This is a genomic window from Streptomyces viridochromogenes DSM 40736 (assembly GCF_000158955.1).
In the GTDB taxonomy this organism is placed as follows: domain Bacteria; phylum Actinomycetota; class Actinomycetes; order Streptomycetales; family Streptomycetaceae; genus Streptomyces; species Streptomyces venetus.
Genome location: NZ_GG657757.1, coordinates 1,362,885 through 1,387,005, shown reverse-complemented (window position 1 = coordinate 1,387,005; position 24,121 = coordinate 1,362,885). Strand labels below are relative to the sequence as shown.

Sequence of the window (24,121 nt, the reverse complement as noted above, 5' to 3'; positions counted from 1 at the left end):
TAGCGTCACACCCACTGAAGGTACTAAGCGGTCGCTCACCTGAGGAGAAGCAGCCATGTCCACCACTGAGCAGCGGGTAGCCGTCGTCACCGGCGCGGCGCGCGGGATCGGCGCCGCCACCGCCGTACGCCTGGCCGCCGAGGGCCGCGCTGTCGCCGTGCTCGACCTCGACGAGGCGGCGTGCAAGGACACCGTCGAGAAGATCACCGCCGCCGGCGGCAAGGCCGTCGCGGTCGGCTGCGACGTCTCGGACGAGGCGCAGGTCGAAGCGGCCGTCGCGCGGATCGCCGAGGAGCTCGGCGCGCCGACGATCCTGGTCAACAACGCGGGCGTGCTGCGCGACAACCTGCTGTTCAAGATGAGCGTCTCCGACTGGGACACCGTCATGAACGTGCATCTGCGCGGCGCCTTCCTGATGTCCAAGGCCTGTCAGAAGCACATGGTCGACGCCGGATTCGGGCGGATCGTCAACCTCTCGTCGTCCTCGGCGCTCGGCAACCGCGGGCAGGTCAACTACTCGGCCGCCAAGGCGGGCCTCCAGGGCTTCACCAAGACCCTGGCCAAGGAGCTCGGCAAGTTCGGCGTCACCGCCAACGCCGTCGCCCCCGGCTTCATCGCCACCGAGATGACCAAGGCCACCGCCGACCGCGTCGGCATGGGCTTCGAGGACTTCAAGGCCGCCGCCGCCACCCAGATCCCGGTGGCCCGGGTCGGCGAGCCGGACGACATCGCCAACGCCATCGCCTTCTTCACGGGCGAGGCGGCCGGGTTCGTCTCCGGCCAGGTGCTGTACGTGGCCGGCGGACCGCTCGACTAGGGGACCAGACATGACTTCCGTGGAACTCTCCGGCAAGGTCGCCCTCGTCACGGGCGCCAGCCGCGGCATCGGCTACGGCGTCGCCGAGGCGCTCGTGGCGCGTGGTGACCGCGTGTGCATCACCGGCCGCAACGAGGACGCCCTCAAGGAGGCCGTCGAGCAGCTCGGCGCCGACCGCGCGATCTACGTCGCCGGCAAGGCGCACGACGAGGACCACCAGGCCCTCGCCGTCGAGCGCACGATGGAGGCCTTCGGCCGCCTCGATCACCTGGTCAACAACGCCGGTACCAACCCGGTGTTCGGGCCGATCGCGGACCTCGACCTGAACGTCGCGCGCAAGGTCTTCGAGACCAATGTCGTCTCCGCACTGGGCTTCGCCCAGAAGACCTGGCACGCCTGGCAGAAGGACAACGGCGGCGCCATCGTCAACATCGCCTCCGTCGCGGGCCTGTCGCCCTCGCCCTTCATCGGCGCCTACGGCATCAGCAAGGCCGCCATGATCAACCTGACGGTGCAGCTCGCGCGCGAGTACGCGCCCAAGGTGCGGGTCAACGCCATTGCCCCGGCCGTCGTGAAGACCAAGTTCGCCCAGGCCCTGTACGAGGGCCGGGAGGAGGAGGCCGCCGCGGCCTACCCGCTGGGCCGGCTCGGCGTGCCCTCGGACATCGGCGGCGCGGCCGCGTTCCTCACCTCCGCGCAGTCCGACTGGGTCACCGGCCAGACGCTCGTCGTGGACGGCGGCATCTTCCTCAACGCGGGCACGGGCTGACGGCAGCACGTACGCGGTTCGGCACGGGCGCCCCTTGACGCGAGCGGCGCCCGTGCCGGCGTAATGGTGTCCCCAAGGGCGATGACAACGTCGTCATAGGTTTACTGATCAAGGAGTCATGCCCGGGGGAGAGTCAGCGGGCGCGGCACTGCGGTATGGTCTGCCGACCCTTGGTATGGCAGATCGAGGAGCGTGCGCGTGTTCAAGCGGAACCGATGCCTGCGGCGGGTAGCGGCCATCGCGTCCATATCGACCCTGCTCGCCGGGTGCGGCGTGCTGTCGTCCGACACCCCGGAGGACGAAGGGCCGATCGTGGTGGGCACCACCAGTGCTCCCAGCACGTTGGACCCCGCGGCCTCCTGGGACAGTTCATGGGAGCTGTTCCGCAACATCTACCAGACGCTCCTGAGCTATCCGACCGGTACGAGCGAGCCGCAGCCGGACGCCGCCGAGCAGTGCGGCTTCAGCGACTCCTCGAACCAGGTGTACCGCTGCGAGCTGCGCGAGGGCCTGAAGTTCTCCAACGGGGAAGCGCTCGACGCCCAGGCGGTGAAGTACTCCTTCGACCGGATCCGCAAGATCAACGTCAACGGCGGCCCCGCCGGTCTGCTGGGCAGCCTGGAGCGGGTCCAGGCGTCGAACGACCGCGAGGTGATCTTCCACCTCAACAAGCCCGACGCCACCTTCCCGTTCGTGCTCGCCACCCCCGCCATGTCGATCGTCGCCCCGGAGGAGTATCCGAAGGACGCCCTGCGCAAGGGCGACGACGCCGTCGGTTCCGGGCCGTACAGCCTCGACTCGTACAGTGACGGCAAGGAAGCCGTCCTCGTGCGCAACGACGCCTACAAGGGCTTCGCGAAGCGCCAGAACGACGCGGTCACCATCCGCTACTTCCAGGACTCCGGCGCCATGGTCAAGGCCCTGCGGGACAAGCAGATCGACGTGACCTACCGCGGTCTGGCCGCCGGGGACGTCGTCGAGCTGCAGGGCGCCAAGGAGGAGGAGATCCAGCTCGTCGAGGGCACGGGCACCGACATCAACTACCTGGTGTTCAACCCGAAGGACCCCTGGGCCAACCGCAAGGCCGTGCGCCAGGCCATCGCGCAGGTCGTGGACCGGGCGGCGATCGCCCACAAGGTCTACAAGGACACCGTCGACCCGCTGTACTCCATGGTCCCCAAGGGCCTCACCGGCCACACCACGGGCTTCTTCGACGACTACGGCGACCCCGACGTCGCCAAGGCCCGCAAGACCCTCACCGGCGCGGGCATCAACCGGACGGTCCCGCTCACCCTCTGGTACACGAGCGACCGGTACGGCTCCGAGACCGCCGCGGAGTTCAAGGAGCTGAAGCGCCAGCTCGAGGGGTCGGGCCTGTTCACGATCACCCTCAAGAGCCGCCCCTGGAAGACCTACGTCGAGGGCTACCGCAAGGGCGAGTACCCGGTGTTCGGACGGGGCTGGTTCCCCGACTTCCCGGACGCCGAGAACTTCATCGCACCGTTCGTCGGCGAGCAGAACGCCCTCGGCACGCCCTACCCGGCGCCCGAGATCACCGGCGACCTGCTGCCCCGGTCGCGCCGCGAGAGCGACCGCGCGAACGTGGTGAAGGAGTTCGAGGAGGCCCAGCAGATCCTCGTCGACGACGCGCGGCTGCTGCCGCTGTGGCAGGGCAGGCAGTACGTGGCGGCGAGCCGGGACGTCTCGGGCGCCGAGCGGGCCCTGGACCCGTCGACGATCATGATGATGTGGGAGCTGCACCGCAAGACCGCCTGGTAGCCCGGGCGCACTCGGGGCTTCCCGGGCACGTTGTCAGTGGTCGCCGGTAGGTTCTGAGGCCTGGAAGTGACCGCACATCGTGAGGACGTTGACGTGACCGACACCGCCATGCTGCCCGAGTCCTGGCGCGGGGTTCTGGGTGACGAGCTGCAGCAGCCCTACTTCAACGAGCTGACGGAGTTCGTCGAGGAGGAGCGGGCGAAGGGCCCCGTCCACCCGCCGCGTGAGGAGGTCTTCGCCGCGCTGGACGCCACGCCGTACGAGAAGGTGAAGGTCCTGATCCTCGGTCAGGACCCGTACCACGGCGAGGGGCAGGGGCACGGGCTGTGCTTCTCGGTCCGGCCCGGTGTGCGGATCCCGCCGTCCCTGCGGAACATCTACAAGGAGATGCACGAGGAGCTGGGCACTCCCATTCCGGACAACGGCTATCTCATGCCGTGGGCCCAGCAGGGCGTGCTGCTGCTCAACGCGGTGCTCACGGTCCGCGGCGGCGAGGCCAACTCGCACAAGGGCCGGGGCTGGGAGAAGTTCACCGACGCGGTCATCCGCGCGGTGGCCGACCGGCCCGACCCGGCGGTGTTCGTGCTGTGGGGCAACTACGCGCAGAAGAAGCTCCCGCTGATCGACGAGACCCGGCATGTGGTGGTCAAGGGCGCGCACCCCTCGCCCCTGTCCGCGAAGAAGTTCTTCGGCTCCCGGCCGTTCACGCAGATCGACGCGGCGGTGGCGGCGCAGGGGCATGAGCCGATCGACTGGACCATTCCGAACCTGGGCTGAGGCCGACGGCTGACCGCCGCGTGGCCGACGGCGTACGGAGCGGCCTGAGCTGGATCCTCCCGGTCTGCGGCTAGCGTCGGGAGGAGACAGCGGTCGAGCGTGCGGAGGGCGTGGTGGCGGAGCGGCAGGGGCAGGCGGCGGCGGATGCCGTGCTGACGCGGATCGGGCAGGTCGTGATCCTGCACCACGCGGGAGACCGGGAGGAGGCCCGGCGGCGCTTGCTGGACCTGTGGGCGGAGGTCGGGGAGCACGGCGACCCGCTGTACCGCTGCACCCTCGCCCACTACCTGGCCGACACGCAGGACGATCCCGCGGACGAACTGGCCTGGGACCTGCGCGCGTTGACGGCCGCGGAGGAGATCGCGAGGGACGGCCCCGCCGCCCGGGAAGGGGCGCTCGCGGTACGCGCGTTCTACCCCTCCCTGCACCTGAGTCTGGCCGCCGACTACGCCGGACTCGGTCAGCGCGATGCCGCCCGCACCCATCTGCGGCGGGCCAGGAGCGCCGCCGCCGACCTCGCCGACGACGGCTACGGACAGGGCGTGCGAGCCGCCATCCGGCGGTGGGAGTCGCGGCTGGGTGAGGGTGGCGGAGAGGCGTGGACGCCGCCGCGGCAGCGGCCCTGATCCAGGGGAGTCAACGTCCGTAGGCGTCGCGGCAGATGGTCGCCTGCGGGCTGTCCGCCGGCCACCCCCCGTAGCGCCTGCCCAGCGCACAGACGTCCGGCGTGTTCGGAACGTTCTGCTGGACGTTCCGCCGTACCGGACCCGAGACGTCGGGGACATCGGCATGCTGCCGCTGCGGGCTCCGCCGGTTCGGCTCGCGCGGCTCCGGGCGCACGGGGCGCGGGTGAGGGTCACGGTTGCCGGACGGCACGGTCCGCTCGGGCGAGGCCGCCGCGGGGGCGGCCGGGCGGGCCTCGGACGCGGTCGGCTCCGGGCGGCGGGACGTCTCGATGAGTTCGAGGGCCTCTCGGGCCGGTGCCTGCACGACCTGGGTCTCCGACTGCCCCTCCGGCCCCGGTGCCGACGGCCCGGACGGTGCCGTCGGGGGGCCGGGAACGGAGGGACGCTGGACCGTCATACAACCGGACAGGGCCGAGACAGCCACGGTCACCAGGAGCGTCGCGGTGGTCGTCGTTCGATGCACCCGCGCCACTCTGCTGCGTCCGGCCCTCCGTGGGGCGGCGAACGGGCGGAGGATGCCCCGCACGGGTGATCTCGCGCCCCGTACGGAGGTGGTCGCCGTGCCGCGGGGTGACGTCAGTCGCCGGTCGAGCCGTCGATGCGCTCGCGGATCAGGTCGGCGTGGCCGTTGTGCCGCGCGTACTCCTCGATCATGTGGGTGTAGAGCCATCGCAGGTTGAACCGCTCGCCGGTGCGGCGGTGCTTGCCCTCGGTGAGGTCGTCCAGGCCGAAGCGGGCCGCGTTGCGCCGGGCCGCCTCGATCTCGGCCTGCCAGGTGGCGTGGGCCTCCCGGTAGGTGTCCGCCTCGGTCAGATGGAACTCGCCGTCGAGGTCCTCGTCGCTGAAGTAGAGCGGGGCCGCGTCCTCGTTGGCCAGGACGCGGCGGAACCAGTTCCGCTCCACGTCCGCCATGTGCCGCACCAGCCCCATCAGGGACAGCTCGGAGGGCTCCGCCGAGGCGGACCGGAGCTGCTCGTCGCTCAGACCCTCGCACTTCCAGGCGAGGGTCTGCCGGTGGAACTCCAACCACCCTTCCAGCATGGTGCGTTCGTCGGCGGTCGGGGCAGGCATACGGCGTTCGGTCGTCATGGCCGCATCTTTTCCCAACACTCCGTGCGGCACCACGGTTTTTTCAGGCCGCGGTCATCCCGGCCAGCAGTTCCCGCAGCCCGGCCCGCACCTGAGCGAGGCTCGGCACCTCGGCGCCGAACGATCCCGCCACACAGCTGAACATCAGCCCGTCCGCCCAGGCGATCAGCGACAGCGTGTGCCGGGCGGGATCCGTGGAGCCCATCCCGGTGACCAGGGCGGCGAGCTGGTCCCGGAAGCGGGCGCCCGTCGCGTCGAAACAGGCCCGGAGCTCGGGGCGGCGCGTCGCCTCCAGGGCCAGTTCGTAGCGGGCGAGCGTGAGGGCGCGGTTGCTCGTCAGGGCGCGGTGGGTGGCCAGGGCCAGCGCGTCGGCGAGGGAGTCGGTGCCGGACCGGGGGTCGGGCATCTCGTGCAGCGCCAGCACCCGTGCCTCGCGGTCGGCCAGACGCCGCACCGCCAGCTCCAGCAGAGCCTGCCGGGTCCGCGCGAGGTTGGACGTGGAGCCCTGGGGGAGACCGGCCGCCTCGTCGACCGCGCGGTGCGTGAGGCCCCGCATCCCGCGTTCGGCGAGCAGGGAGAGGGCCGCGTCGGCGACGAGGTCGGAGCGGGAGGGGCCGGCGGCGCGTACGGACATGGCGCTCACGCTACCGGTGTCACTACGGGTGTAGTAACGTCGAGAGGTAACTACAGGTGTAGTTACGCAGCACGTTCATTCCCCTGGTCCGAGGAGGAGCCATGGCACGGTCCGAGCGGATCGTCGTGATCGGCGGCGGCATCGCAGGTCTGACCGCGGCCGCCGCCCTGCACCGGCGCGGCCGGCACGTCACCGTGCTGGAGCGGGCCCGCTCACTGCGGCCGGTGGGCGCGGCCATCTCGCTCGCTCCCAACGCGCTGCGGGCGCTGGACGTCATCGGCCTCGGCGACACCATCCGCGAGCTCGCGGCCTGGTCGGGGGACGGCGGGCTGCGCACACCGAGGGGGCGGTGGCTCGCGCGTTCCTCCGCCGACGCCGCCGCGGAACGCTTCGGCGGCCCGCTCGTGCTGCTGCACCGCGCCACGCTCATCGAGCACCTGGCCGCACAGCTCCCGCCCGGCACCGTACGCACCGCCGACGCCGCGACCCTCACCGACCGCGGCGACACCGACCGGCCGGCCCGCGTCGCCACCGCGGACGGCGAGCTGGAAGCCGACCTGGTGGTGGCCGCCGACGGAGTCCGGTCCGCGGTGCGCCGCGCGCTCTTCCCCGGCCACCCCGGGGCCGTCTACTGCGGGTTCACCACCTGGCGGGTCGTGATCCCCGTCCCCGGAGCCGAGTTCGCCTCCCACGAGACCTGGGGCAGGGGCCACATCTGGGGCACCCACCCGCTCAAGGACGGCCGCGTCTACGCCTACGCCGCCGCCGTGACACCCGCCGGCGGCAGCGCGCCCGACGACGAGAGGGCCGAACTGCTGCGCCGCTTCGGCCACTGGCACGACCCGATCCCCGCCGTGCTCGCCGCCGCCCGCCCCGAGGACGTCCTGCGCCACGACGTCCATCACCTCGCCGAACCCCTGCCCGCCCACCACCACGGCCGGGTCGCCCTGGTCGGCGACGCCGCGCATGCCATGCCGCCGACGCTCGGCCAGGGCGGCAACCAGGCCATCGAGGACGCGGTCGTCCTCGCCCACCACTGCGACGACCTCCCCGCCTACACCGCGGCCCGGCTGCCCCGCACGACCGCCGTCGCACGCCAGGCCGTGAAGGTGGCCCGCCTCAACCTCATGACGAGCCGTGCGGGGACCGTCGTACGCGACAACGCCGTGGCCGCGCTGTCGAAGGCCGGGCCCGCCCTGTTCCTGCGCGGCTTCGACGGCATCGCCGACTGGAGGCCCCCGCAGCACCCGTATGCTTCCGGGCAGGCCCCGGCAGGAAACCGTTAGAGGAGAACACCCCGTGAAGGTCGGCTGCATCGGACTCGGCGACATCGCGCAGAAGGCCTACCTGCCGGTTCTCGCCTTCCAGCCCGGCATCGAGCTGCACCTTCAGACCCGTACGCCCGCCACGCTCGCCCGGGTCGCCGACGGCCTGCACGTCCCCGGGGAGCGGCGGCACACCATCCTCGACTCCCTGCTCGCGGCGGACCTCGACGCCGCCTTCGTGCACGCCCCCACGATCGCGCACCCGGAGATCGTGACGCGGTTGCTGGAGGCGGGCGTACCGACGTACGTCGACAAACCGCTCGCCTACGCGCTCGACGACTCCGTCCGGCTGGTGGAACTCGCCGAGGAGCGGGACGTGAGCCTCGCCGTCGGCTTCAACCGGCGGCACGCCCCCGGCTACACGCAGTGCGCCGACCATCCGCGCGAGCTGATCCTGATGCAGAAGAACCGCGTCGGGCTGCCGGAGGAGCCGCGCACGATGATCCTCGACGACTTCATCCACGTCGTCGACACCCTGCGGTTCCTGGTGCCCGGGCCGGTCGACGACGTGACCGTGCGCGCCCGGGTCCGCGACGGCCTGCTGCACCACCTGGTGCTCCAGCTCGCCGGGGACGGCTTCACCGCGCTCGGCGTGATGAACCGGCTCAGCGGTTCGGCCGAGGAGATCCTGGAGGTGTCCGGGCAGGACACCAAGCGGCAGGTGATCAACCTCGCCGAGGTCGTCGACCACAAGGGCCAGCCGACCGTGCGACGGCGCGGGGACTGGGTGCCGGTGGCCCGGCAGCGCGGGATCGAACAGGCCGTGCTGGCCTTCCTGGACGCGGTGCGGGCGGGCAAGGTGCTCAGCGCCCGGGACGCGCTGGAGACCCATGAACTGTGCGAGCGGGTGCTTCGCGCGGTTCAGGAGCGGACCGCCTGAGCCGCAGCGTCCGTACGCCCTCGCCCGCGGCCCAGACGAGGAGGATCAGGACGGCCGCGTGGACGGCCCAGTCGCCCAGGCGGACGTAGGGCGTGGTGCCGTGGGCGAGGGGGACCGCGTAGATCTGCGTGGCTGAGGCGTCCGTGCCGAGCCACGAGCCGACCCGCTGCCCGCTCGGGCCGTAGACGGCGGAGACACCGGTGAGCGTCGAATGCACCATGGGGCGGCCGGTCTCGGCGGCCCGCAGGGCGGCGAGGGAGGCGTGCTGCTCGGGGGCCCAGCTGTGCTGGAACGTGGACGTCGACGACTGGCCGATCAGCACGTCGACGCCTTCCCGGGTGAGGTGGCGGGTCATGTCGGGGAACGCCGTCTCGAAGCACACCATCGGGCCGACGCGCAGCCGGTCCCCCACGTTCATCACGACCGGTTGTGAGCCGTGCCTGCGGTCCTCGCCCGCCGCCTTGCCGACGGAGGTGGCCCAGCCGAGCATGGAGCGGGCCGGGATGTACTCGCCGAAGGGGACGAGCCGCATCTTGTCGTAGCGCTGGCCGGTCAGACCGTCCGGGCCGACCAGGATCGAGCTCTTGTAGATGCCGGGCACGTCGGAGCGCCGGGCGTCCACGTTGACCAGGATGTCCGCGCCCGTCGCACGGGACAGGTCCGCGAGCCGCCGGGCGAGGTCGGGCCGGTCCCCGAGGTCGAAACCGACGCTGCTCTCGCCCCAGACGACCAGGTCGACGTCCTGGCCGGCGAGGCGGCGGGTGAGCTGTTCCTCGCGGGCGAGCCGGCGGTCGGCGCCGCCCGGGCCGTCGATGACGCCCGGCTGGACGACGGCGATCCGGAGGTGGCCGTCGACGGCGGGGCGGGGTGCGAGGGTCCAGGCGGCCGACGTGGCCGCCGCCGTGGCGACGATGCCGGCCACGGCGGGCACGCGGGCCTGCTGGACCGCCACGAGCACGGTCACCGCGACGTTGACGGCGACGACCAGCAGACTGAGCAGCCACACCCCGCCGACCGAGGCCAGCCGCAGCGCCGGCTCGACCTGCCACTGACTGGAGCCGATCATGCCCCAGGGCCCGCCGAGGCCCTGCCAGGACCGGATCAGCTCGATGCCCAGCCACCCGGACGGCACCACCAGCAGCGCGCCCGCGACCTGGGCCGTCGAGGGGACGCCCGCGAGCAGGCGGCGCACCAGCCAGCCCCACGGGGCCCACAGGGCGCCCAGCAGGGCGGCGATGACGAACGTGAACACGTGCAGGCTCGGCAGCAGCCAGTGGTGCATGGCCAGCATGAAGCCGAAGCCGCCCCACCAGCCCTCGACGGCCGCCCGTTTTCCGGTCGGCGCGGTGCGCAGCAGCAGGAGCCAGGGGACCAGGGCGATGTAGGCGCACCACCACAGGGACGGAGCGGGAAAGGCAAGGACGGGCAGGGCGCCCGCGACCGCCGCGGCGGCCGAGCGGCGCCGGGGAGAGGCGAGCCAGTGGCCGAGCGTCTTCATAGGCGCCTCCTACCCCGCGGGTGCCTCCAGTGTGCGCCCTGCCGACGATCTAGGACAGAGGACGCCGGGTCAGTTGACCACAGGTGCCGAGTGCCGCCCGGGAAGGCGCCGCCACTTCTCCCGTACGACCACCTCGCTCAGTCGCCAGCCGTCGTCCGTGCGCAGCAGCGCGAAGGCGTACCGGCCGCCGCACATGAAGTCGGGCGCGGGCCCCGACGTGGCCATGGGGTTGACGTAGTCGGCCTGGACCCGGGCCGTGTCGCCGGTGTCCTGCTCCCAGACGCCGAACCGCACGCGCCGGTTGACGATCAGATGCTGCCGCATCGGGAACAGCCCCAGGCTCTCGGCGAGCCACGCGGCGACCGCCGAGGCCTCTCCCTCGATGCCGCCGGCCGAGCGGTAGTCCGCCCGCCCCTGCGGGACGAACAGGTCCCGGTACGCCTCCCAGTCCCCGTCGTCGACGGCGACCGCGTAGTCGGTGATCACCCCGTCGACGGCCAGCCGGTCTCTTACGGTGGCGAGCTCCACGCGCTGCGTCATCGGCTCAGTGTTGGGCATGTCAGGTGCCGAGCCAAGAGCCGTGCGTGATATTCGGTGGCCGCCGGGCGCCCCCGGGGCCCAGCCTGTCCTCCGTGAACGATCGAAACGAACCGCGATTCCGTGTCCGCGCCCGCCACACCGAGTCCACGATCACCGTCTACCAGGCCTACCGCCCGGAGATCGGCGGCCCCGCCGCCCGCGACGGCCGCTTCCCGGCGGCCTGGAAGCGGGACCGCATGACATGGATCAAGCCGTCCTTCCTGTGGATGATGTACCGCTGCGGCTGGGGCACGAAGGAGGGCCAGGAGACGGTCCTGGCGGTCGAGATCAGCCGGGACGGTTTCCTCTGGGCGCTGCGCAACGCCTGTCTGTCCCACCACGTCCCCGCCCTGCACGGTGAACAGGCCGACTGGAAGCGGCAGTTGAGGCGGGCACCCGCGCGGGTGCAGTGGGATCCGGAGCGGGATCTGCGGCTCGCACCCCTGCCGTACCGGTCGCTTCAGCTGGGGCTCGCGGGGGAGGCGGCGGCGCGGTACGCGGACGAGTGGATCGTGGGGATCGAGGACGTCACGCCGCTGGCCACGGAGGTTCATGCGCTGGTGCGGGCGGGCGAACTCGACGCGGCCGCCGGGCTGTTGCCCGAAGAGCGGCCGTTCCACGTCGACGACGAGGTGCTGGCGCGGCTGGGCGCCCGGGGCGCCGGGGCAGGTGCGGTCAGGCTGCCTTGACGACCCCGCTGCGGATCGCGGCGGCCCACTCGACGACGAGCAGCTCGTACTCCGCGCGCTCCTCGGCCGACAGGGTGCCGCCCGTGCGCCGCCACAGCGCGCGGATCTCCTCGTTGACCTCGACAGCGGAACGCACGGAACCAGGGGTCACGGAATCGGGGGACATGCGGACCAGCCTAGGGGCAGCCACTGACAGCCCGCTACTGGACGGCTACCCGATCGATATGCGGTTGGTCACGAGAGCCGGATCACAGGGCGCCGTCGTCAGCCCGCCGACTCGGCCGCGTGCGGGCTCAGCACGCCCATCGTGACCAGGACGATGATGAGGATGCCGAGCGCGATCCGGTACCACACGAACGGCATGAAGCTCTTGGTGGTGATGAACTTCATGAACCAGGCGATCACCATGTAACCCACCACGAACGCGACGATCGTCGCGAAGATCGTGGGCCCCCACGAGACGTGGCCGCCCTCCGTCGCGTCCTTCAGCTCGAAGACGCCGGAGGCGAGCACCGCGGGGATGGCGAGCAGGAAGGAGTAGCGGGCCGCGGCCTCGCGCGTGTAGCCCATGAACAGGCCGCCGCTGATGGTGGCGCCGGAGCGGGAGACGCCCGGGATGAGCGCCATGGCCTGGCAGGCGCCGTAGATCAGGCCGTCCCGTACGCCCAGGTCCTCCAGGGCCTTGCGCTGCTTGGGCGCGCGGTGCCGGCCGCCCTTCTCGTCGCGGGCCGCGAGCCGGTCGGCGACGCCCAGGACGATGCCCATGCCGATCAGCATGGCCGCGGTGATCCGCAGGTCGCGGAACGGTCCCTCGATCTGGTCCTTGAGCGTCACGCCGAGCACACCGATCGGGATCGAGCCGACGATGACGAGCCAGCCCATCCGCGCGTCGGGGTCGCCGCGCAGCTCCTTTGTTCGTGAGTGAACGGGTCCACGCCGACAGGATCCGCCCGATGTCCCTGCGGAAGTAGATCAGCACGGCGGCCTCCGTGCCGATCTGCGTGATCGCCGTGAAGGCCGCGCCAGGGTCCTCCCAGCCCGAGAAGGCCGCCGTCAGCCGCAGGTGCGCGCTGGAGGAGACGGGGAGGAACTCGGTCAGCCCCTGGACGAGTCCGAGGATGAGTGATTCGAACCAAGACATGAGGTAGCGGAATCCAAGTGCCGATCGTGGAACGGACGACGGGCACGCCCGACCGCCGAGTGTGATGAGCGGGGAATCAGATGTGCCGAGGGGGAAGCGTAGCGCCCCCGGGTGACCGCTCGGACACAGGGGTTTGGAAGCCGCTCGTACGCACGACGGGCCCTGCTCAGGCCGCCGTGGGCCCGGTCACCGACCAGCCGGGTGCCTGGGGGCGGGCCGTGAGGTCCTCGTGGCGCACCTCGTCCCCGCAGGCCCCGCAGGTGACGACCGGTGCGAGCACCTGGCCGCAGGAGTGGTCGAGGACCATGGGCCGGTCGCCGACCGACCGCAGATGACGGTCGCCCCACGCCATCAGGGTCATCAGCACCGGCTCCAGTTCCAGTCCGGCACGGGTGGGCCGGTACTCGAAGCGCTGCGGACGCTCGCTGTAGGGCTGCCTGTCCAGGATCCCGGCGTCGACGAGCCGGCGCAGCCGGGTGGCGAGGATGTCGCGCGGTGCGCCGATGTTGCGCACCAGCTGATCGAAACGGCCGTTGCCGAGGCACACCTCCCGCAGTACGAGCAGGGAGTACTTCTCGCCGACGAGCGCCAGGGTGTCGGCGATGGAGCAGGGGCGCGGGTCCTTGGTGGCGGCCATGGAGGCCAGTCTAGGAGAGGGTTGGATTTTCCAACTCAGCGGGCTACGGTGAGTTCGGATTTCCTACTCACTGGTAGCCGCGGAGGCCCGCACATGCGTGACGCAGTGATCGTCGAAGCCGTACGCACCCCGATCGGCAAGGGCAAGCCGAACGGCGCCCTCGCCCACGTCCACCCGGTCGAGCTTCTCGCCCACACCCTGCGCACCCTCGTCGAGCGCTCCGGTGTCGACCCGGCACTGATCGACGACGTCATCGGCGGCACCGTCGACCAGGTCGGCGAGCAGGCCATGAACACCACCCGCTACGCCGTCCTCTCGGCCGGCCTGCCGGAAACCGTCCCCGCCACCACGGTGGACCGCCAGTGCGGCTCCTCCCAGCAGGCCGTGCACTTCGCCGCCCAGGGCGTCCTCTCGGGCGCGTACGACCTCGTCGTGGCCTGCGGGGTCGAGTCGATGAGCCGGGTGCCGATGTGGTCGAACGTGCCCGCCGGCAAGGACCCCTTCGGACCCGGGGTCGCGGAGCGCTACCCCGAGGGACTCGTCCCGCAGGGCATCAGTGCCGAGCTGATCGCCGCCAAGTGGTCGATCTCCCGGGAACAGATGGACGCCTTCGCCGTCTCCTCGCACCGGAAGGCCGCCGCGGCCTGGGAGAACAGGCTCTTCGACGCCGAGGTCACGCCGCTGGAGGGCGTCACACGCGACGAGTGCGTACGGCCGGGCAGCACCACCGAGATCCTCGCCGGGCTCAAACCCGCCTACCACGACCCCGGCTTCGCCGACCGGTTCCCGCAGATCGAGTGGAACGTCACGGCGGGCAACGCCAGCCCGGTCAATGACGGTGCCGCGGCGGTGCTCATCACGTCGAGCGAGACGGCGGCCCGGCTCGGTCTGCGCCCGCTCGCGCGGCTGCACAGCTTCGCCGTCACCGGCTCGGACCCGCTGCTGATGCTGACGGGGGTCGTCCCCGCGACCGAGAAGGTGCTGCGCAGGGCATCACTGACCCTCGACGACATCGACCTCTTCGAGGTCAATGAGGCGTTCTCCAGCGTCGTGCTCGCCTGGCAGCAGGAGACCGGCGCCGATCTCGCCCGGGTCAACGTGCACGGCGGCGCCATCGCACTCGGCCACCCGCTCGGCGCGAGCGGCACCCGGCTGACGACGACGCTGGTGCACGCGATGCGGGAACGGGGCGCCCGGTACGCGCTCCAGACCATGTGCGAGGCGGGCGGGCTCGCCAACGCCATGGTGCTCGAGCGGGTGTGAGCAGGGCAGGCGTAACGGTTCGTCAGAGCTGGCGCAGGCGGTGCCGCTTGCGCCAGGCGATCACCACGCCTGCCAGCGCGGGCAGCGCGATGCACGCCATCGCGATCAGGAAGGCCGGCGAGGTCGGGGCCGAGGCGCGGGCTCCGGCGACGACGTACGCGGCGGTGTTCGGGATCGAGCCGAGGCCCGTCGCCAGCAGGAACGGCAGCAGGCCCATGCGGGAGACGGCGGCGCAGTAGTTCGCGGCCCAGAACGGGACACCCGGGAACAGCCGCACAGCCAGCATCGAACGGAACCCGTGCCGGCTGAACTGGCCGTCCACGGCCTTCAGCCAGCGCCCGCGCAGCAGCGGCCGCAGGGCGTCCTGTCCCAGCGCCCGGCCGAGGCAGAAGGCGATCCCGGCACCGAGCACCGTGCCCGCCAGGGACACGCCGAGCCCCAGCTGGGAACCGAACAGCGCGCCCGCCGCCAGGTTCAGCAGCGGCCTCGGCACGAACGCCACGGTGCACACGCCGTACGCCACCGTGAACACCACTGCCGCCGCCGCTCCGCCGAGCTGCGGCGGCCAGCCCTGCGTCAGCAGCCGCTGCGGCTCGAACAGCAGCACCGTGCAGGCACCCGCGGCGAGCAGGGCGACGAGCAGGGAGAGCCGCGACCACGGAGACAGCAGAACTCTCACGCAACGAGCGGCGAAACCGGTGGGTGCGACGGACGAGGCGGTCGTTGCCGGGGGGACGGCGACGGCGAGCTCCGCGGCGGTGGCCCGGGGAGAGGCCGTGGCGGTGCCCCCAGAGCGGGTGGTGGCATCGAGCATCCGGTGACACTAACCGACACATGTGTGTGATCGCCGTATGGATCGTCTCACGAGCGTCACAGCCGGCCGTGCGAGAGTCCGCGCCGAGGCAGCCGAAAACCATTCGACGTGCGGTAAAGCGTCGGCAATGATCGATGTCATGTTCCGGCACGCCTTCGCCCTCGCAGCATCCGTCGTCACGGATGCCCCGAAGGCTGCCGTCGATCTCACCGCCTTCACCGACGGCGCCCGAAGCTGACCCTCTCCGGTTCGTCCGGCGGACCCCGCAAGGGGAGGGTCGGGCAGGTCCTCGGGGTCCCACTTCATGACTAGACGCTTCGAGGTACAGCCATGTCCAAGACGGCCTACGTCCGCACGAAACCGCATCTCAACATCGGCACCATGGGTCATGTCGACCACGGCAAGACCACCCTGACGGCCGCCATCACCAAGGTCCTCGCCGACCGCGGCACCGGCGCGTTCGTGCCGTTCGACCGGATCGACCGGGCGCCCGAGGAGGCGGCGCGCGGCATCACCATCAACATCGCGCACGTGGAGTACGAGACCGACACCCGGCACTACGCCCACGTCGACATGCCGGGCCATGCCGACTACGTCAAGAACATGGTCACCGGCGCCGCGCAGCTCGACGGGGCGATCCTCGTCGTCTCCGCGCTCGACGGGATCATGCCGCAGACAGCCGAACACGTGCTGCTCGCCCGGCAGGTGGGCGTCGACCACATCGTCGTCGCCCTCAACAAGGCCGACGCGGGCGACGAGGAGCTGACCGACCTGGTCGAGCTGGAGGTCCGCGACCTGCTCACCGCGCACGGCTACGGCGGTGACTCCGTACCCGTCGTACGCGTCTCGGGACTGAAGGCGTTGGAGGGGGACCCGCGCTGGACGGCTTCGATCGAAGCGCTGCTCGACGCGGTGGACACCTATGTGCCGATGCCGGAGCGGTATCTGGACGCGCCGTTCCTGCTGTCCGTGGAGAACGTGCTGACCATCACCGGCCGGGGGACCGTGGTGACCGGTGCGGTGGAGCGGGGCGTGGTGCGCGTCGGTGACCGGGTGGAGGTGCTCGGGGCGGGCGTCGAGACCGTGGTGACCGGGCTCGAGACCTTCGGCAAGCCGATGGAGGAGGCGCAGGCCGGGGACAACGTGGCGTTGCTGCTGCGGGGGGTGCCGCGGGACGCGGTTCGGCGGGGGCATGTGGTGGCCGCGCCGGGGAGTGTGAAGCCGCGGCGGCGGTTCTCCGCGCAGGTGTACGTGCTGTCCGCGCGTGAGGGTGGGCGTACGACGCCGGTTTCCAGTGGGTACCGGCCGCAGTTCTACATCCGGACCGCGGATGTGGTGGGGGTCGTCGATCTCGGTGAGGTGGCGGTGGCCCGGCCCGGTGACACGGTCGCCATGACCGTGGAGCTGGGGCGGGAGGTGCCGTTGGAGCCGGGGCTCGGGTTCGCCATCCGTGAGGGCGGGCGGACTGTGGGGGCGGGGACCGTGACCGTGGTGGGTTGAGGTGGTGGGGGGCTGCGGGGCCGTTGCGGCTGGTCGCGCCCACGCGGCGGAGCCGCTCATCGGCACGGCCCCGCCCCCCTGAGAGGCCCGTTGTGCAACGGCACAATGGAGGAGTGAAGGAAGCCATCGCCGTCGCCCGGTCCGTCGATCACGGGTTTGCCAAGCTGATGCCCGACATCGATCGGGAACGGGCCTGGTTGCTGACTGTCGACGGGGCGCCGCAGTCCTATGTCGATCTGGATGATCCGACGCATCTGGAGTTCGAGTACGCGCGGCGGCTCGGGCATGTGCTGGACGTGGTGGGGGAGCCGGGGGCCGCGTTGGACGTGCTGCATCTCGGCGGGGGCGCGTTGACCCTGCCCCGGTATGTGGCCGTGACCCGGCCCGGGTCCCGGCAGGACGTCGTCGAGGTCGACCGCGGACTGCTGGAACTGGTGGCCGGGCATCTGCCGTTGCCGGAGGGGGCTCGCGTCTCGCTGCATGCGGGGGACGCCCGGGACTGGCTGGAGAACGGTCCCTCGGACTCGGCGGACGTCATCGTGGCCGATGTGTTCGGCGGGTCGCGGGTGCCGGCGCACCTCACGTCCGTCGCGTACGTCCGTGAGGCCGCGCGGGTGCTGCGGGACGGCGGCGTCTACCTCGCGAACCTGCCCGACGCGGCGCCCTTCGCCTTTCTGCGGTCGCAACTCGCCACGCTGGGCACCGTGTTCGAGGAGCTCGCGCTGATCGCCGAGCCGGGGGTGCTGCGGGGGCGGCGGTTCGGGAACGCGGTGCTCGTCGCCGGGCATCGACCGGTAGACGTCGCCGCCCTGGCCCGGCGCACCGCCGCCGACGCCTTTCCCGCCCGGGTCGAACACGGCACCGCGCTGCGGGAGTTCATCGGTGGCGCGCGTGCGGTGCGGGACGAGGACGCCGTGCCGTCACCCGAGCCCCCCGACGGGGCGTTCGGCATCGGCTGACTCGCTCCCGGTGGCCCCGCCGCGGGTGACGTGCGTGGTCGTGCGCCTCAGGTTGCGTACGTCCGGCACGCACAGCGCCGCCGCCGTGACCAGGACGACCAGGCCGGCGCAGCCCCACAGGGCCGCCGAGCGGCCGAAGGCCTCCTCCGCGGGGCCGGCCGCGGCCGTGGCGAGCGGCACCAGGGCGACGGAGCCGAACCAGTCGTACGCGGAGACGCGGGAGAGCTTGTCCTCGGGAATCTCCTGGTGCAGGGCCGTCATCCAGGACACCCCGAACACCTCCACCGTCGCACCGGCGACGAACATCACCACGTACAGGACGCCGACGGGCACCGGTACGGCGAGTGCGGCCGAGGGCAGGGCCAGGGGGAAGACGCAGAGGGTGCCGGCGAAGAGTAGACGGCGGGGTTTCCAGCGGGTCATGAGCACGGCCCCGGCGACCGTGCCGGCCCCGAACACGCCCAGGGCGAGGCCCCACGGGCCCGCGCCGCCGAGGTGGTCGCGGGCGACGAGCGGGCCGTAGACGGCGTCGGCTGCGGCGACGACCGCGTTGGCGATGGAGAACTGGACGACGACGGCCCACAGCCAGGGCCGGCCGGAGAACTCCCGCCAGCCGTCCCGCAGATCGGCGAGCAGCCCGCCGCCGGGCGTGCGCGGCGGGATGTGGCCGACGTCGAGGAAGGCCCGCAGCAGCCCGGCGACGGCGAAGGCCGCCGCGTCCGCCGCGAGCACCCAGCCGGGCCCGATCACGGCGACCATGGCACCGCCCAGCGCGGCACCGCCCAGAGCCGCGCCCTGCATCGCCATCCGGAACACCGCGAACGCCCGGCCCGCCTGCTCGCCTTCGACCGAGGACATCAGCATGCCCTCGGCGGCCGGGCCGAAGAAGGCCTGGCCCGTGCCACCCAGGGCGGCGAGCAGCATCATCTGCCACAGCCGGGCGTCGCCGGTCAGCACCAGAGCGGCGAAGACGGCCTGCGAGAGGCAGTTCAGAGCGTTGGCCGCGACCATCACGTGGTGCCGGGGCAGCCGGTCCGCGATCGCGCCGCCGACCAGCAGGAACAGCACCAGCGGGAGCGTCCGGGCCGCCGCGACCAGACCTACGTCGCCGCCGTCGCCGCCCGTCGCGAGCACGGCGAACGCCGCCGCGACCAGGGCGCCCTGGCTGCCCAGGCTGGTGACGACCGCGGCAGCGGTCAGCAGGGAGTAGTTGCGGCCCGCCCAGGCGGGCCGGCGGGAGCCTCGTGAGGAGGCGGTGGGGGACGTCACCGGCCGACTATCGCCGGGGCCGGGCCGACTTGCCAAACGGATTGTGACGGCCAAGCGGATTGTGACGGCCCCCGGCCCGTCAGTTCCCCGTGGGGGGCTCCTTGGTGAGGCGCACGGTGCTCAGGATCTTCTGGACGGTCGCCTCGGACAGCTCGTCCTTGACACCCTTGGCGCCGAACAGGTTCCAGGTGACGAAGTCCCCGGCGCCGTTCTTGAAGGCGAAGGTGATCGCCTTGCCTTCGCTGTCGCACTTCCCGTTCTGGGGGGTGTTCTCCGAGTGTGCCGTGGCGACACTGCCCTTGATGCCCGACTTGGTGGTGTACGGCTTGGGCTTGCTGTACTTCACGCTCTTCTTGTCCGGCTGGGTGTAACCGCCGAAGATCCACCACGGCACGCGGGTCTCGGCCGCCTCGTCCGTGGTCTTCGCGCCGTCCTCACCGCGGGTGCCGGCGGTGACCAGGGCGGTGTCCTCCTTGCGGCCGTCCTTGTCGGGGTCGCTCGTGCACCACTTGGACTGCAGGTAGGCGGGGGCGGTGACGGTGGTGCGGTCCAGCTCACCGTCCTTCTTCTCCCACTCGAAGCCCACGCTCGTACCGGGTGTCTCGATCTCCCAGTCGGCGGGGACGTCGAACTCGGTGCCGAAGCGCGTGTTGACGACGACCTTCCAGCCCGGGATGGTCGCCTTCTCCGCCTCACCGCCGCGCGGATTGTCCTCGGAGGCGGAGGCGGAGGCGCTCGGCTCGTCGGAGGCCTTCTTGGAGGCGGTCGGTGCCGGCTTCTTGTCGTTCTTCCCGTCAGCCGTGTCGCTCTCGTCGCCGCCCAGCACCAGGAAGCCGGTGACGCCGGCCGCGACGACCACCGCCGTGGCGGCGATGATCGCGACCAGCTTCGTCCGGTTGCCGCCTCCACCACCCGGCGGGGGCTGCGGTGCGCCGGCCGGCGCGGGCGCGCCCCACTGGGGCTGCTGCCCATAGGGGTTGGGCTGCTGGTAGCCCGGCTGCTGATACGGATTCGGCTGCTGGTACCCCGGCTGCTGGTACGGGTTGTTCGCTTGCGGGTTCTGCTCGCCCCCGGGCGGCTGCTGTCCTGGCCACATGGGCAGCAACCCTAGCCGCGCTCCGGACACGATTCGGTCACCGCGCGTGGACGGAGACGTAGCAACCCGGAGACAGAGCGGTGTGGAAGCTGTGCGAACCGATGCGGCGGCCGTCACAGCGTCTGTTCAGTCACCTCTACTCGTGAGTAACATGCGGTCATGAGCGCAGACCAGATGTCCATCGGCGAGATGCTCGCCGCCACGGTGCCCATGGTTCGGACCCTGAACCTCGAGTTCCTCGAGACCACGCCGGAGCGGGCCGTGGTGTCCCTGCCGGACCAGAGCGAGTACCACAACCACGTGGGCGGGCCGCACGCCGGCGCGATGTTCACGCTCGGGGAGTCCGCGAGCGGAGCGATCGTGCTGGCCGCGTTCGGGGACCAGCTCTCCCGGGCCGTGCCGCTCGCCGTCAGCGCCGAGATCGCCTACCGGAAACTGGCGATGGGGCCGGTGACCGCCACCGCCACGCTGGGCCGCCCGGCCGATGAGGTCGTCGCGGAACTGGACGCCGGTGAGCGTCCCGAGTTCCCGGTGGCGATCGCCGTCCAGCGGGCGGACGGTGCGGTGACGGCCGAGATGACCGTCGTCTGGACGCTGCGGCCCAACGGCTGAGAACGCGTCGCTCACGGGAAGCCCGCCGGGGGGCCCGCGGCCCGGGCCGTCTCAGGCCGCGATGTCCCGGTGGTGCGTCGGGCGGGCTCCGTCCAGTTCCGCGACGAATTCCTTGAGCCATGACACGAACTCCGGTCCCAGGTCGGGCCGGTCGCAGGCCAGCCGCACCACCGTGCGCAGGTAGTCGGCCTTGTCGCCGGTGTCGTGGCGCAGGCCCTTGAAGACGACCCCGTGCACGGTGCCGCCCGCGGCCAGTTCCTGGAGGGCGTCGGTCAGCTGGTCCTCACCGCCCCGGCCCGGTGCGGTGCGCTCCAGGACGCCGAAGACGGCCGGGTCGAGGACGTAGCGCCCGATGACGGCGTAGCGGCTCGGCGCGTGTTCCGGGTCCGGCTTCTCGACCAGGCCGGTGACGCGGACGACGTCCTCCTCGCCGGTCGGCTCGACGGCGGCACACCCGTAGCGGTGGATCTGCTCCGGCGGGACCTCCAGCAGGGCGACCACACTGCCGAGCCGCCGGTCGCGGACGTCGAGCATCCGGCTGAGCAGCGTCTCGCGCGGGTCGACGAGGTCGTCGCCGAGGAGGACCGCGAAGGGCTCGTCGCCGACGTGCCGGCGGGCGCACAGGACGGCGTGGCCGAGGCCCAGCGGGTCGCCCTGCCGGATGTGGTGGATGCTCGCCAGCCGCGCCGGGTCGCGCACCGCGTCCAGTCGCACGGTGTCGCCCTTGGCCGCGAGCGCCTGTTCCAGCTCGAAGGCGTGGTCGAAATGGTCCTCGATGGCCCGCTTGTGCCGGCCGGTGACCATCAGGACGTCGTCGAGGCCCGCCGCTGCCGCCTCCTCGACGACGTACTGGATGGCCGGCTTGTCGACGACCGGCAGCATCTCCTTGGGCGTCGCCTTCGTGGCGGGCAGGAAGCGGGTGCCGAGGCCGGCGGCGGGGACGACCGCCTTGCGGACGGTTCGGGCGGGGGCGGCCGGGCGGGAAGGGTGGGGGGTGATCATGCGGCCCATGCTGGCGGGCGGAGATGAGAGCACGCAGAGAGCCGCATGGGAGAAGGCTGTGGAGTGGGAGATTTCGCGGACCAACCGCCTTTGTTCGCACACAACTTGAGGCTTTCGGCACCGGCTTTGTCGAATGCGGGTGCGGATACCGCCGGTAACACATCGGAAATTCCGGCGTTTTGAGCATGGGGCATCCGAACTCCTTGTTGCCTGTGAGTCGCATGTGCGAAAGTGAGCTGCCTCACAGGCAAGTCCGCGACTGATGCGGCACAGGTATGCACCAATCACCCACCTGCTTTCCGACGGACGCGCAATTCCCATGCCGTCCTGCGGCTGGAAGGAAATGGTTCCGTGCAATCCCCCTACCCCCCACGCCCTCCGTACGCTCCCCACCCCGGGGCCCGGCCCGCGGACTCCGACCGCAATCTCCTCGCCCGGGTGGGAGAGCCCGCCGAAGGCCCGCGCGCCGTCGCGCTGTTGCTGGCGCGGCACTGGCGGGCGGTCCACGAGTACGCCGTGATCTGCCTCGCCTCCTCGGAGGATTCGGCCTCGATGGCGGCCGCCGCCGCGTTCCGCAGGGAACTCGGCGGACCCGGCGGCGGCGCCCTGCGCCCACGACTGCTCGCGGCCGTGCGGGACACGGTCGCGGAGTGGGCCGCCGACGACGGCATTTCCGGGGTGCTGCCGGAACTCCGCAAACCCGTCGGGGGTCGCGGTCTGCGCGCCGCACGGTCCGTCACACCCGAAAGGCGACGCCTCGCCGAGCGCGCATTCCGCGGCCTTCCGGGGGCTTCCCAATGCCTGCTCTGGCACACGGAGGTGGAGGCCGAACCGCTATCCGTACCGGCCGGTCTGCTGGGCGTCGACCCGGGTACCGCGTCGGCGGCGCTGGAACAGGCGCGCGAGCAATTCCGGGCGGGATGCGTGCGGGCGCACCGGGAACTCGCGCCGAGCCAGGAATGCCGCTACTACAACCGCCTGCTGGACGTTCCGATGCGCCGCGGCAGGGCCTTGCTGCCGGACGTGCAACGGCATCTCATGGCCTGCCGGTACTGCCGTCACGCCGCCGAACAACTCGGCCATTTCGAGGGCGGACTCGAGGACCTGCTCGTCGAGACCGTGTTGGGGTGGGGTGCCCGCCGCTACCTCGCCTCACGGCCGGGCCGCGACGAGGGCCGGAGCGCTCTGGCCGGGCCCCCGATCCACGGCCGCCATCGTCTCCCGGCCCGTGCGCTCCCGGCGGGCGGCCGGCCCGGGGCGCCGAGGAAACACACCAAAACCCTGGTCGCCGCGGTCGGTCTGACCTCCCTCGTGCTGCTCGCGACCCTGTTCGCCGCCCGGGGCTGGACCGAGGAGAGCGGTACCGCCGACCCCCGGGCCACCTGGGGAGCGGTCAGCGGCCACGCGGTCGATCCGGACTCCGTCGGATCCTCCCCGGCCGGCTCTCCGTCGGCCGACTCCGCGGGCAACCCGGCCGAGGTGGGCCGCGGGCGGTTGCGCAACCTGGACGCCGGTCTGTGCCTCGACGTCCCGGGCGGCCGGGACCGGGCCGGCGCCCGTATCGTGCTGAGGACCTGTTCCGCCGGGTCCCCGCAGTGGTCGTACCGGGACGACGGCGCGCTGCGCAGCGCCGCCGACCCCACCCTCTGTCTCGGCTCCGACCCGGCCGAGGGCTCGGTCGAGATGGCCGGCTGCCTGGTCCACGCCGGAGTCGTGCGCTACGACCTGACCGTGCGCGGCGAACTCCTGCCGCGCGACGGCCACGGACTCGCCGTGGCGCCCGGGAAGGACCGGGAGGTGATCGTCACCGACCGCGGCGCCTCGAAGGGGCAGCGCTGGGCGCTGGAACCGGTGGTGGTGAGCGCGGACCCGGCGGAACCCCGGGAGAAGCGGGCCCGGGACATCCCTGGGGAGAACCGCCAGGACAAGCGGGAGAACCGCCGGGACGAGAAGGAGAACCGCCGGGACGAGGAGCCGCACGAGGGCGTCCCGCCCGGGCAGCGGGCCGAGCCACCGCGGACCAGGTCCGGCGAACCGCCGCGGCAGCGCTACGAGACGCGGTTCGCCCGGACGGAGTGGCGCGGCGAGGCCGAACCGGGGTTCGCCCCCGGTGACGCGGGCACGCCCGGCTCCGACGTACCCGGTCCGACGGCAGGACCGGACGCACTCGGTTCCGCGACCGCCAGCGCGGTCACCACCGTGACGAAGGTCCGCACCGCCGCGCTCCCGTAGGCCGGCCCCCCAAGCATGGCCGAGAGGCGCCTGGCATCGAATCGGAACAGACTGGTACTCCTCCTGAGGCCGCC

General features: G+C 72.0%; 24 protein-coding genes and 1 pseudogene. 13 read left to right on the top strand and 12 right to left on the bottom strand.

Annotated elements, in window-relative coordinates:
• The first annotated feature begins 55 nt into the window (after window positions 1-55).
• The 5 genes from fabG to SSQG_RS05930 all read left to right on the top strand — a co-directional run bounded on the left by fabG (window position 56) and on the right by SSQG_RS05930 (window position 4,768).
• On the top strand, window positions 56-817 hold the full coding sequence (gene fabG, locus SSQG_RS05950; RefSeq protein ID WP_003988818.1) for a 3-oxoacyl-ACP reductase FabG: 762 nt from the start codon (window positions 56-58) through the stop codon (window positions 815-817).
• Between the two features lie 10 nt (window positions 818-827).
• Complete coding sequence (locus tag SSQG_RS05945; RefSeq protein ID WP_003988817.1) at window positions 828-1,586, top strand: SDR family oxidoreductase; 759 nt, start codon at window positions 828-830, stop codon at window positions 1,584-1,586.
• Between the two features lie 198 nt (window positions 1,587-1,784).
• Complete coding sequence (locus tag SSQG_RS05940; RefSeq protein WP_039932023.1) at window positions 1,785-3,365, top strand: ABC transporter substrate-binding protein; 1,581 nt, start codon at window positions 1,785-1,787, stop codon at window positions 3,363-3,365.
• Between the two features lie 93 nt (window positions 3,366-3,458).
• Window positions 3,459-4,142 (top strand): uracil-DNA glycosylase, encoded by a 684-nt coding sequence (locus tag SSQG_RS05935; RefSeq protein ID WP_003988815.1) that lies wholly within the window; start codon window positions 3,459-3,461, stop codon window positions 4,140-4,142.
• A 113-nt stretch (window positions 4,143-4,255) separates the two neighbouring features.
• Window positions 4,256-4,768, top strand: a complete 513-nt coding sequence (locus SSQG_RS05930; protein ID WP_039934811.1) for a hypothetical protein — start codon at window positions 4,256-4,258, stop codon at window positions 4,766-4,768.
• A gap of 10 nt (window positions 4,769-4,778) precedes the next feature.
• Here the strand turns inward: SSQG_RS05930 and SSQG_RS05925 are convergent, their stop codons facing one another.
• The 3 genes from SSQG_RS05925 to SSQG_RS05915 form a co-directional block, all read right to left on the bottom strand.
• Window positions 4,779-5,132 (bottom strand): hypothetical protein, encoded by a 354-nt coding sequence (locus SSQG_RS05925; protein ID WP_338117245.1) that lies wholly within the window; start codon window positions 5,130-5,132, stop codon window positions 4,779-4,781.
• Between the two features lie 272 nt (window positions 5,133-5,404).
• On the bottom strand, window positions 5,405-5,917 hold the full coding sequence (locus SSQG_RS05920; protein ID WP_003988812.1) for a DinB family protein: 513 nt from the start codon (window positions 5,915-5,917) through the stop codon (window positions 5,405-5,407).
• Window positions 5,918-5,960: 43 nt separating this feature from the next.
• A complete protein-coding gene (locus SSQG_RS05915) occupies window positions 5,961-6,551 on the bottom strand; it encodes a TetR/AcrR family transcriptional regulator (RefSeq protein ID WP_039932021.1) in 591 nt (196 codons plus the stop codon).
• A gap of 101 nt (window positions 6,552-6,652) precedes the next feature.
• On the opposite strand from SSQG_RS05915, the gene SSQG_RS05910 reads away from it, so the two are divergent.
• Both SSQG_RS05910 and SSQG_RS05905 read left to right on the top strand, forming a co-directional pair.
• Window positions 6,653-7,837, top strand: coding sequence for an FAD-dependent monooxygenase (locus SSQG_RS05910; protein WP_003988810.1), 1,185 nt, complete (start codon window positions 6,653-6,655; stop codon window positions 7,835-7,837).
• 13 nt (window positions 7,838-7,850) lie between these two features.
• Window positions 7,851-8,756, top strand: a complete 906-nt coding sequence (locus SSQG_RS05905; RefSeq protein ID WP_003988809.1) for a Gfo/Idh/MocA family protein — start codon at window positions 7,851-7,853, stop codon at window positions 8,754-8,756.
• Here SSQG_RS05905 and lnt read toward each other — a convergent pair.
• Together lnt and SSQG_RS05895 are read right to left on the bottom strand one after the other, a co-directional pair.
• Complete coding sequence (lnt, locus tag SSQG_RS05900; protein ID WP_003988808.1) at window positions 8,680-10,254, bottom strand: apolipoprotein N-acyltransferase; 1,575 nt, start codon at window positions 10,252-10,254, stop codon at window positions 8,680-8,682. The two genes, SSQG_RS05905 and lnt, sit on opposite strands and share 77 nt — an antisense overlap.
• 69 nt (window positions 10,255-10,323) lie before the next feature.
• On the bottom strand, window positions 10,324-10,794 hold the full coding sequence (locus tag SSQG_RS05895; protein ID WP_003988807.1) for a nuclear transport factor 2 family protein: 471 nt from the start codon (window positions 10,792-10,794) through the stop codon (window positions 10,324-10,326).
• 92 nt (window positions 10,795-10,886) lie between these two features.
• On the opposite strand from SSQG_RS05895, the gene SSQG_RS05890 reads away from it, so the two are divergent.
• Window positions 10,887-11,522: a DUF4291 domain-containing protein gene (locus SSQG_RS05890; RefSeq protein ID WP_003988806.1), complete on the top strand. Its 636-nt coding sequence runs from the start codon at window positions 10,887-10,889 to the stop codon at window positions 11,520-11,522.
• Here the strand turns inward: SSQG_RS05890 and SSQG_RS38845 are convergent.
• From SSQG_RS38845 to SSQG_RS05880, 3 genes and pseudogenes are all read right to left on the bottom strand, one after another.
• On the bottom strand, window positions 11,509-11,688 hold the full coding sequence (locus SSQG_RS38845; RefSeq protein WP_003988805.1) for a hypothetical protein: 180 nt from the start codon (window positions 11,686-11,688) through the stop codon (window positions 11,509-11,511). The two genes, SSQG_RS05890 and SSQG_RS38845, sit on opposite strands and share 14 nt — an antisense overlap.
• Window positions 11,689-11,786: 98 nt before the next feature.
• A pseudogene (locus SSQG_RS05885) lies at window positions 11,787-12,663 on the bottom strand (undecaprenyl-diphosphate phosphatase).
• A gap of 166 nt (window positions 12,664-12,829) precedes the next feature.
• Window positions 12,830-13,300 (bottom strand): winged helix-turn-helix transcriptional regulator, encoded by a 471-nt coding sequence (locus SSQG_RS05880; protein WP_003988803.1) that lies wholly within the window; start codon window positions 13,298-13,300, stop codon window positions 12,830-12,832.
• 93 nt (window positions 13,301-13,393) lie between these two features.
• Here SSQG_RS05880 and SSQG_RS05875 point away from each other — a divergent pair, with 93 nt between their 5' ends.
• A complete protein-coding gene (locus tag SSQG_RS05875) occupies window positions 13,394-14,563 on the top strand; it encodes a thiolase family protein (protein WP_003988802.1) in 1,170 nt (389 codons plus the stop codon).
• Window positions 14,564-14,585: 22 nt separating this feature from the next.
• On the opposite strand, the gene SSQG_RS05870 is transcribed toward SSQG_RS05875, so the two are convergent.
• Window positions 14,586-15,377: a TVP38/TMEM64 family protein gene (locus SSQG_RS05870; RefSeq protein ID WP_003988801.1), complete on the bottom strand. Its 792-nt coding sequence runs from the start codon at window positions 15,375-15,377 to the stop codon at window positions 14,586-14,588.
• Window positions 15,378-15,707: 330 nt separating this feature from the next.
• On the opposite strand from SSQG_RS05870, the gene tuf reads away from it, so the two are divergent.
• Complete coding sequence (tuf, locus tag SSQG_RS05860; protein ID WP_003988799.1) at window positions 15,708-16,877, top strand: elongation factor Tu; 1,170 nt, start codon at window positions 15,708-15,710, stop codon at window positions 16,875-16,877.
• Between the two features lie 113 nt (window positions 16,878-16,990).
• Window positions 16,991-17,836 carry a spermidine synthase gene (locus tag SSQG_RS05855; RefSeq protein WP_003988798.1) on the top strand — a complete coding sequence of 282 codons (846 nt, stop codon included), beginning with the start codon at window positions 16,991-16,993 and terminating at the stop codon, window positions 17,834-17,836.
• Here SSQG_RS05855 and SSQG_RS05850 read toward each other — a convergent pair.
• Window positions 17,798-19,105 (bottom strand): MFS transporter, encoded by a 1,308-nt coding sequence (locus SSQG_RS05850; RefSeq protein ID WP_039932018.1) that lies wholly within the window; start codon window positions 19,103-19,105, stop codon window positions 17,798-17,800. The two genes, SSQG_RS05855 and SSQG_RS05850, sit on opposite strands and share 39 nt — an antisense overlap.
• Before the next feature lie 79 nt (window positions 19,106-19,184).
• A complete protein-coding gene (locus SSQG_RS05845; RefSeq protein WP_039932016.1) occupies window positions 19,185-20,201 on the bottom strand; it encodes a membrane protein in 1,017 nt (338 codons plus the stop codon).
• A 174-nt stretch (window positions 20,202-20,375) separates the two neighbouring features.
• Here SSQG_RS05845 and SSQG_RS05840 point away from each other — a divergent pair, with 174 nt between their 5' ends.
• Window positions 20,376-20,813 (top strand): DUF4442 domain-containing protein, encoded by a 438-nt coding sequence (locus tag SSQG_RS05840; RefSeq protein WP_003988795.1) that lies wholly within the window; start codon window positions 20,376-20,378, stop codon window positions 20,811-20,813.
• Between the two features lie 51 nt (window positions 20,814-20,864).
• Here SSQG_RS05840 and galU read toward each other — a convergent pair whose 3' ends face one another.
• On the bottom strand, window positions 20,865-21,815 hold the full coding sequence (gene galU / locus SSQG_RS05835; protein ID WP_003988794.1) for a UTP--glucose-1-phosphate uridylyltransferase GalU: 951 nt from the start codon (window positions 21,813-21,815) through the stop codon (window positions 20,865-20,867).
• 351 nt (window positions 21,816-22,166) lie between these two features.
• On the opposite strand from galU, the gene SSQG_RS05830 reads away from it, so the two are divergent.
• Complete coding sequence (locus SSQG_RS05830) at window positions 22,167-24,047, top strand: RICIN domain-containing protein (RefSeq protein WP_106434147.1); 1,881 nt, start codon at window positions 22,167-22,169, stop codon at window positions 24,045-24,047.
• The last annotated feature ends 74 nt before the right edge of the window (window positions 24,048-24,121 follow it).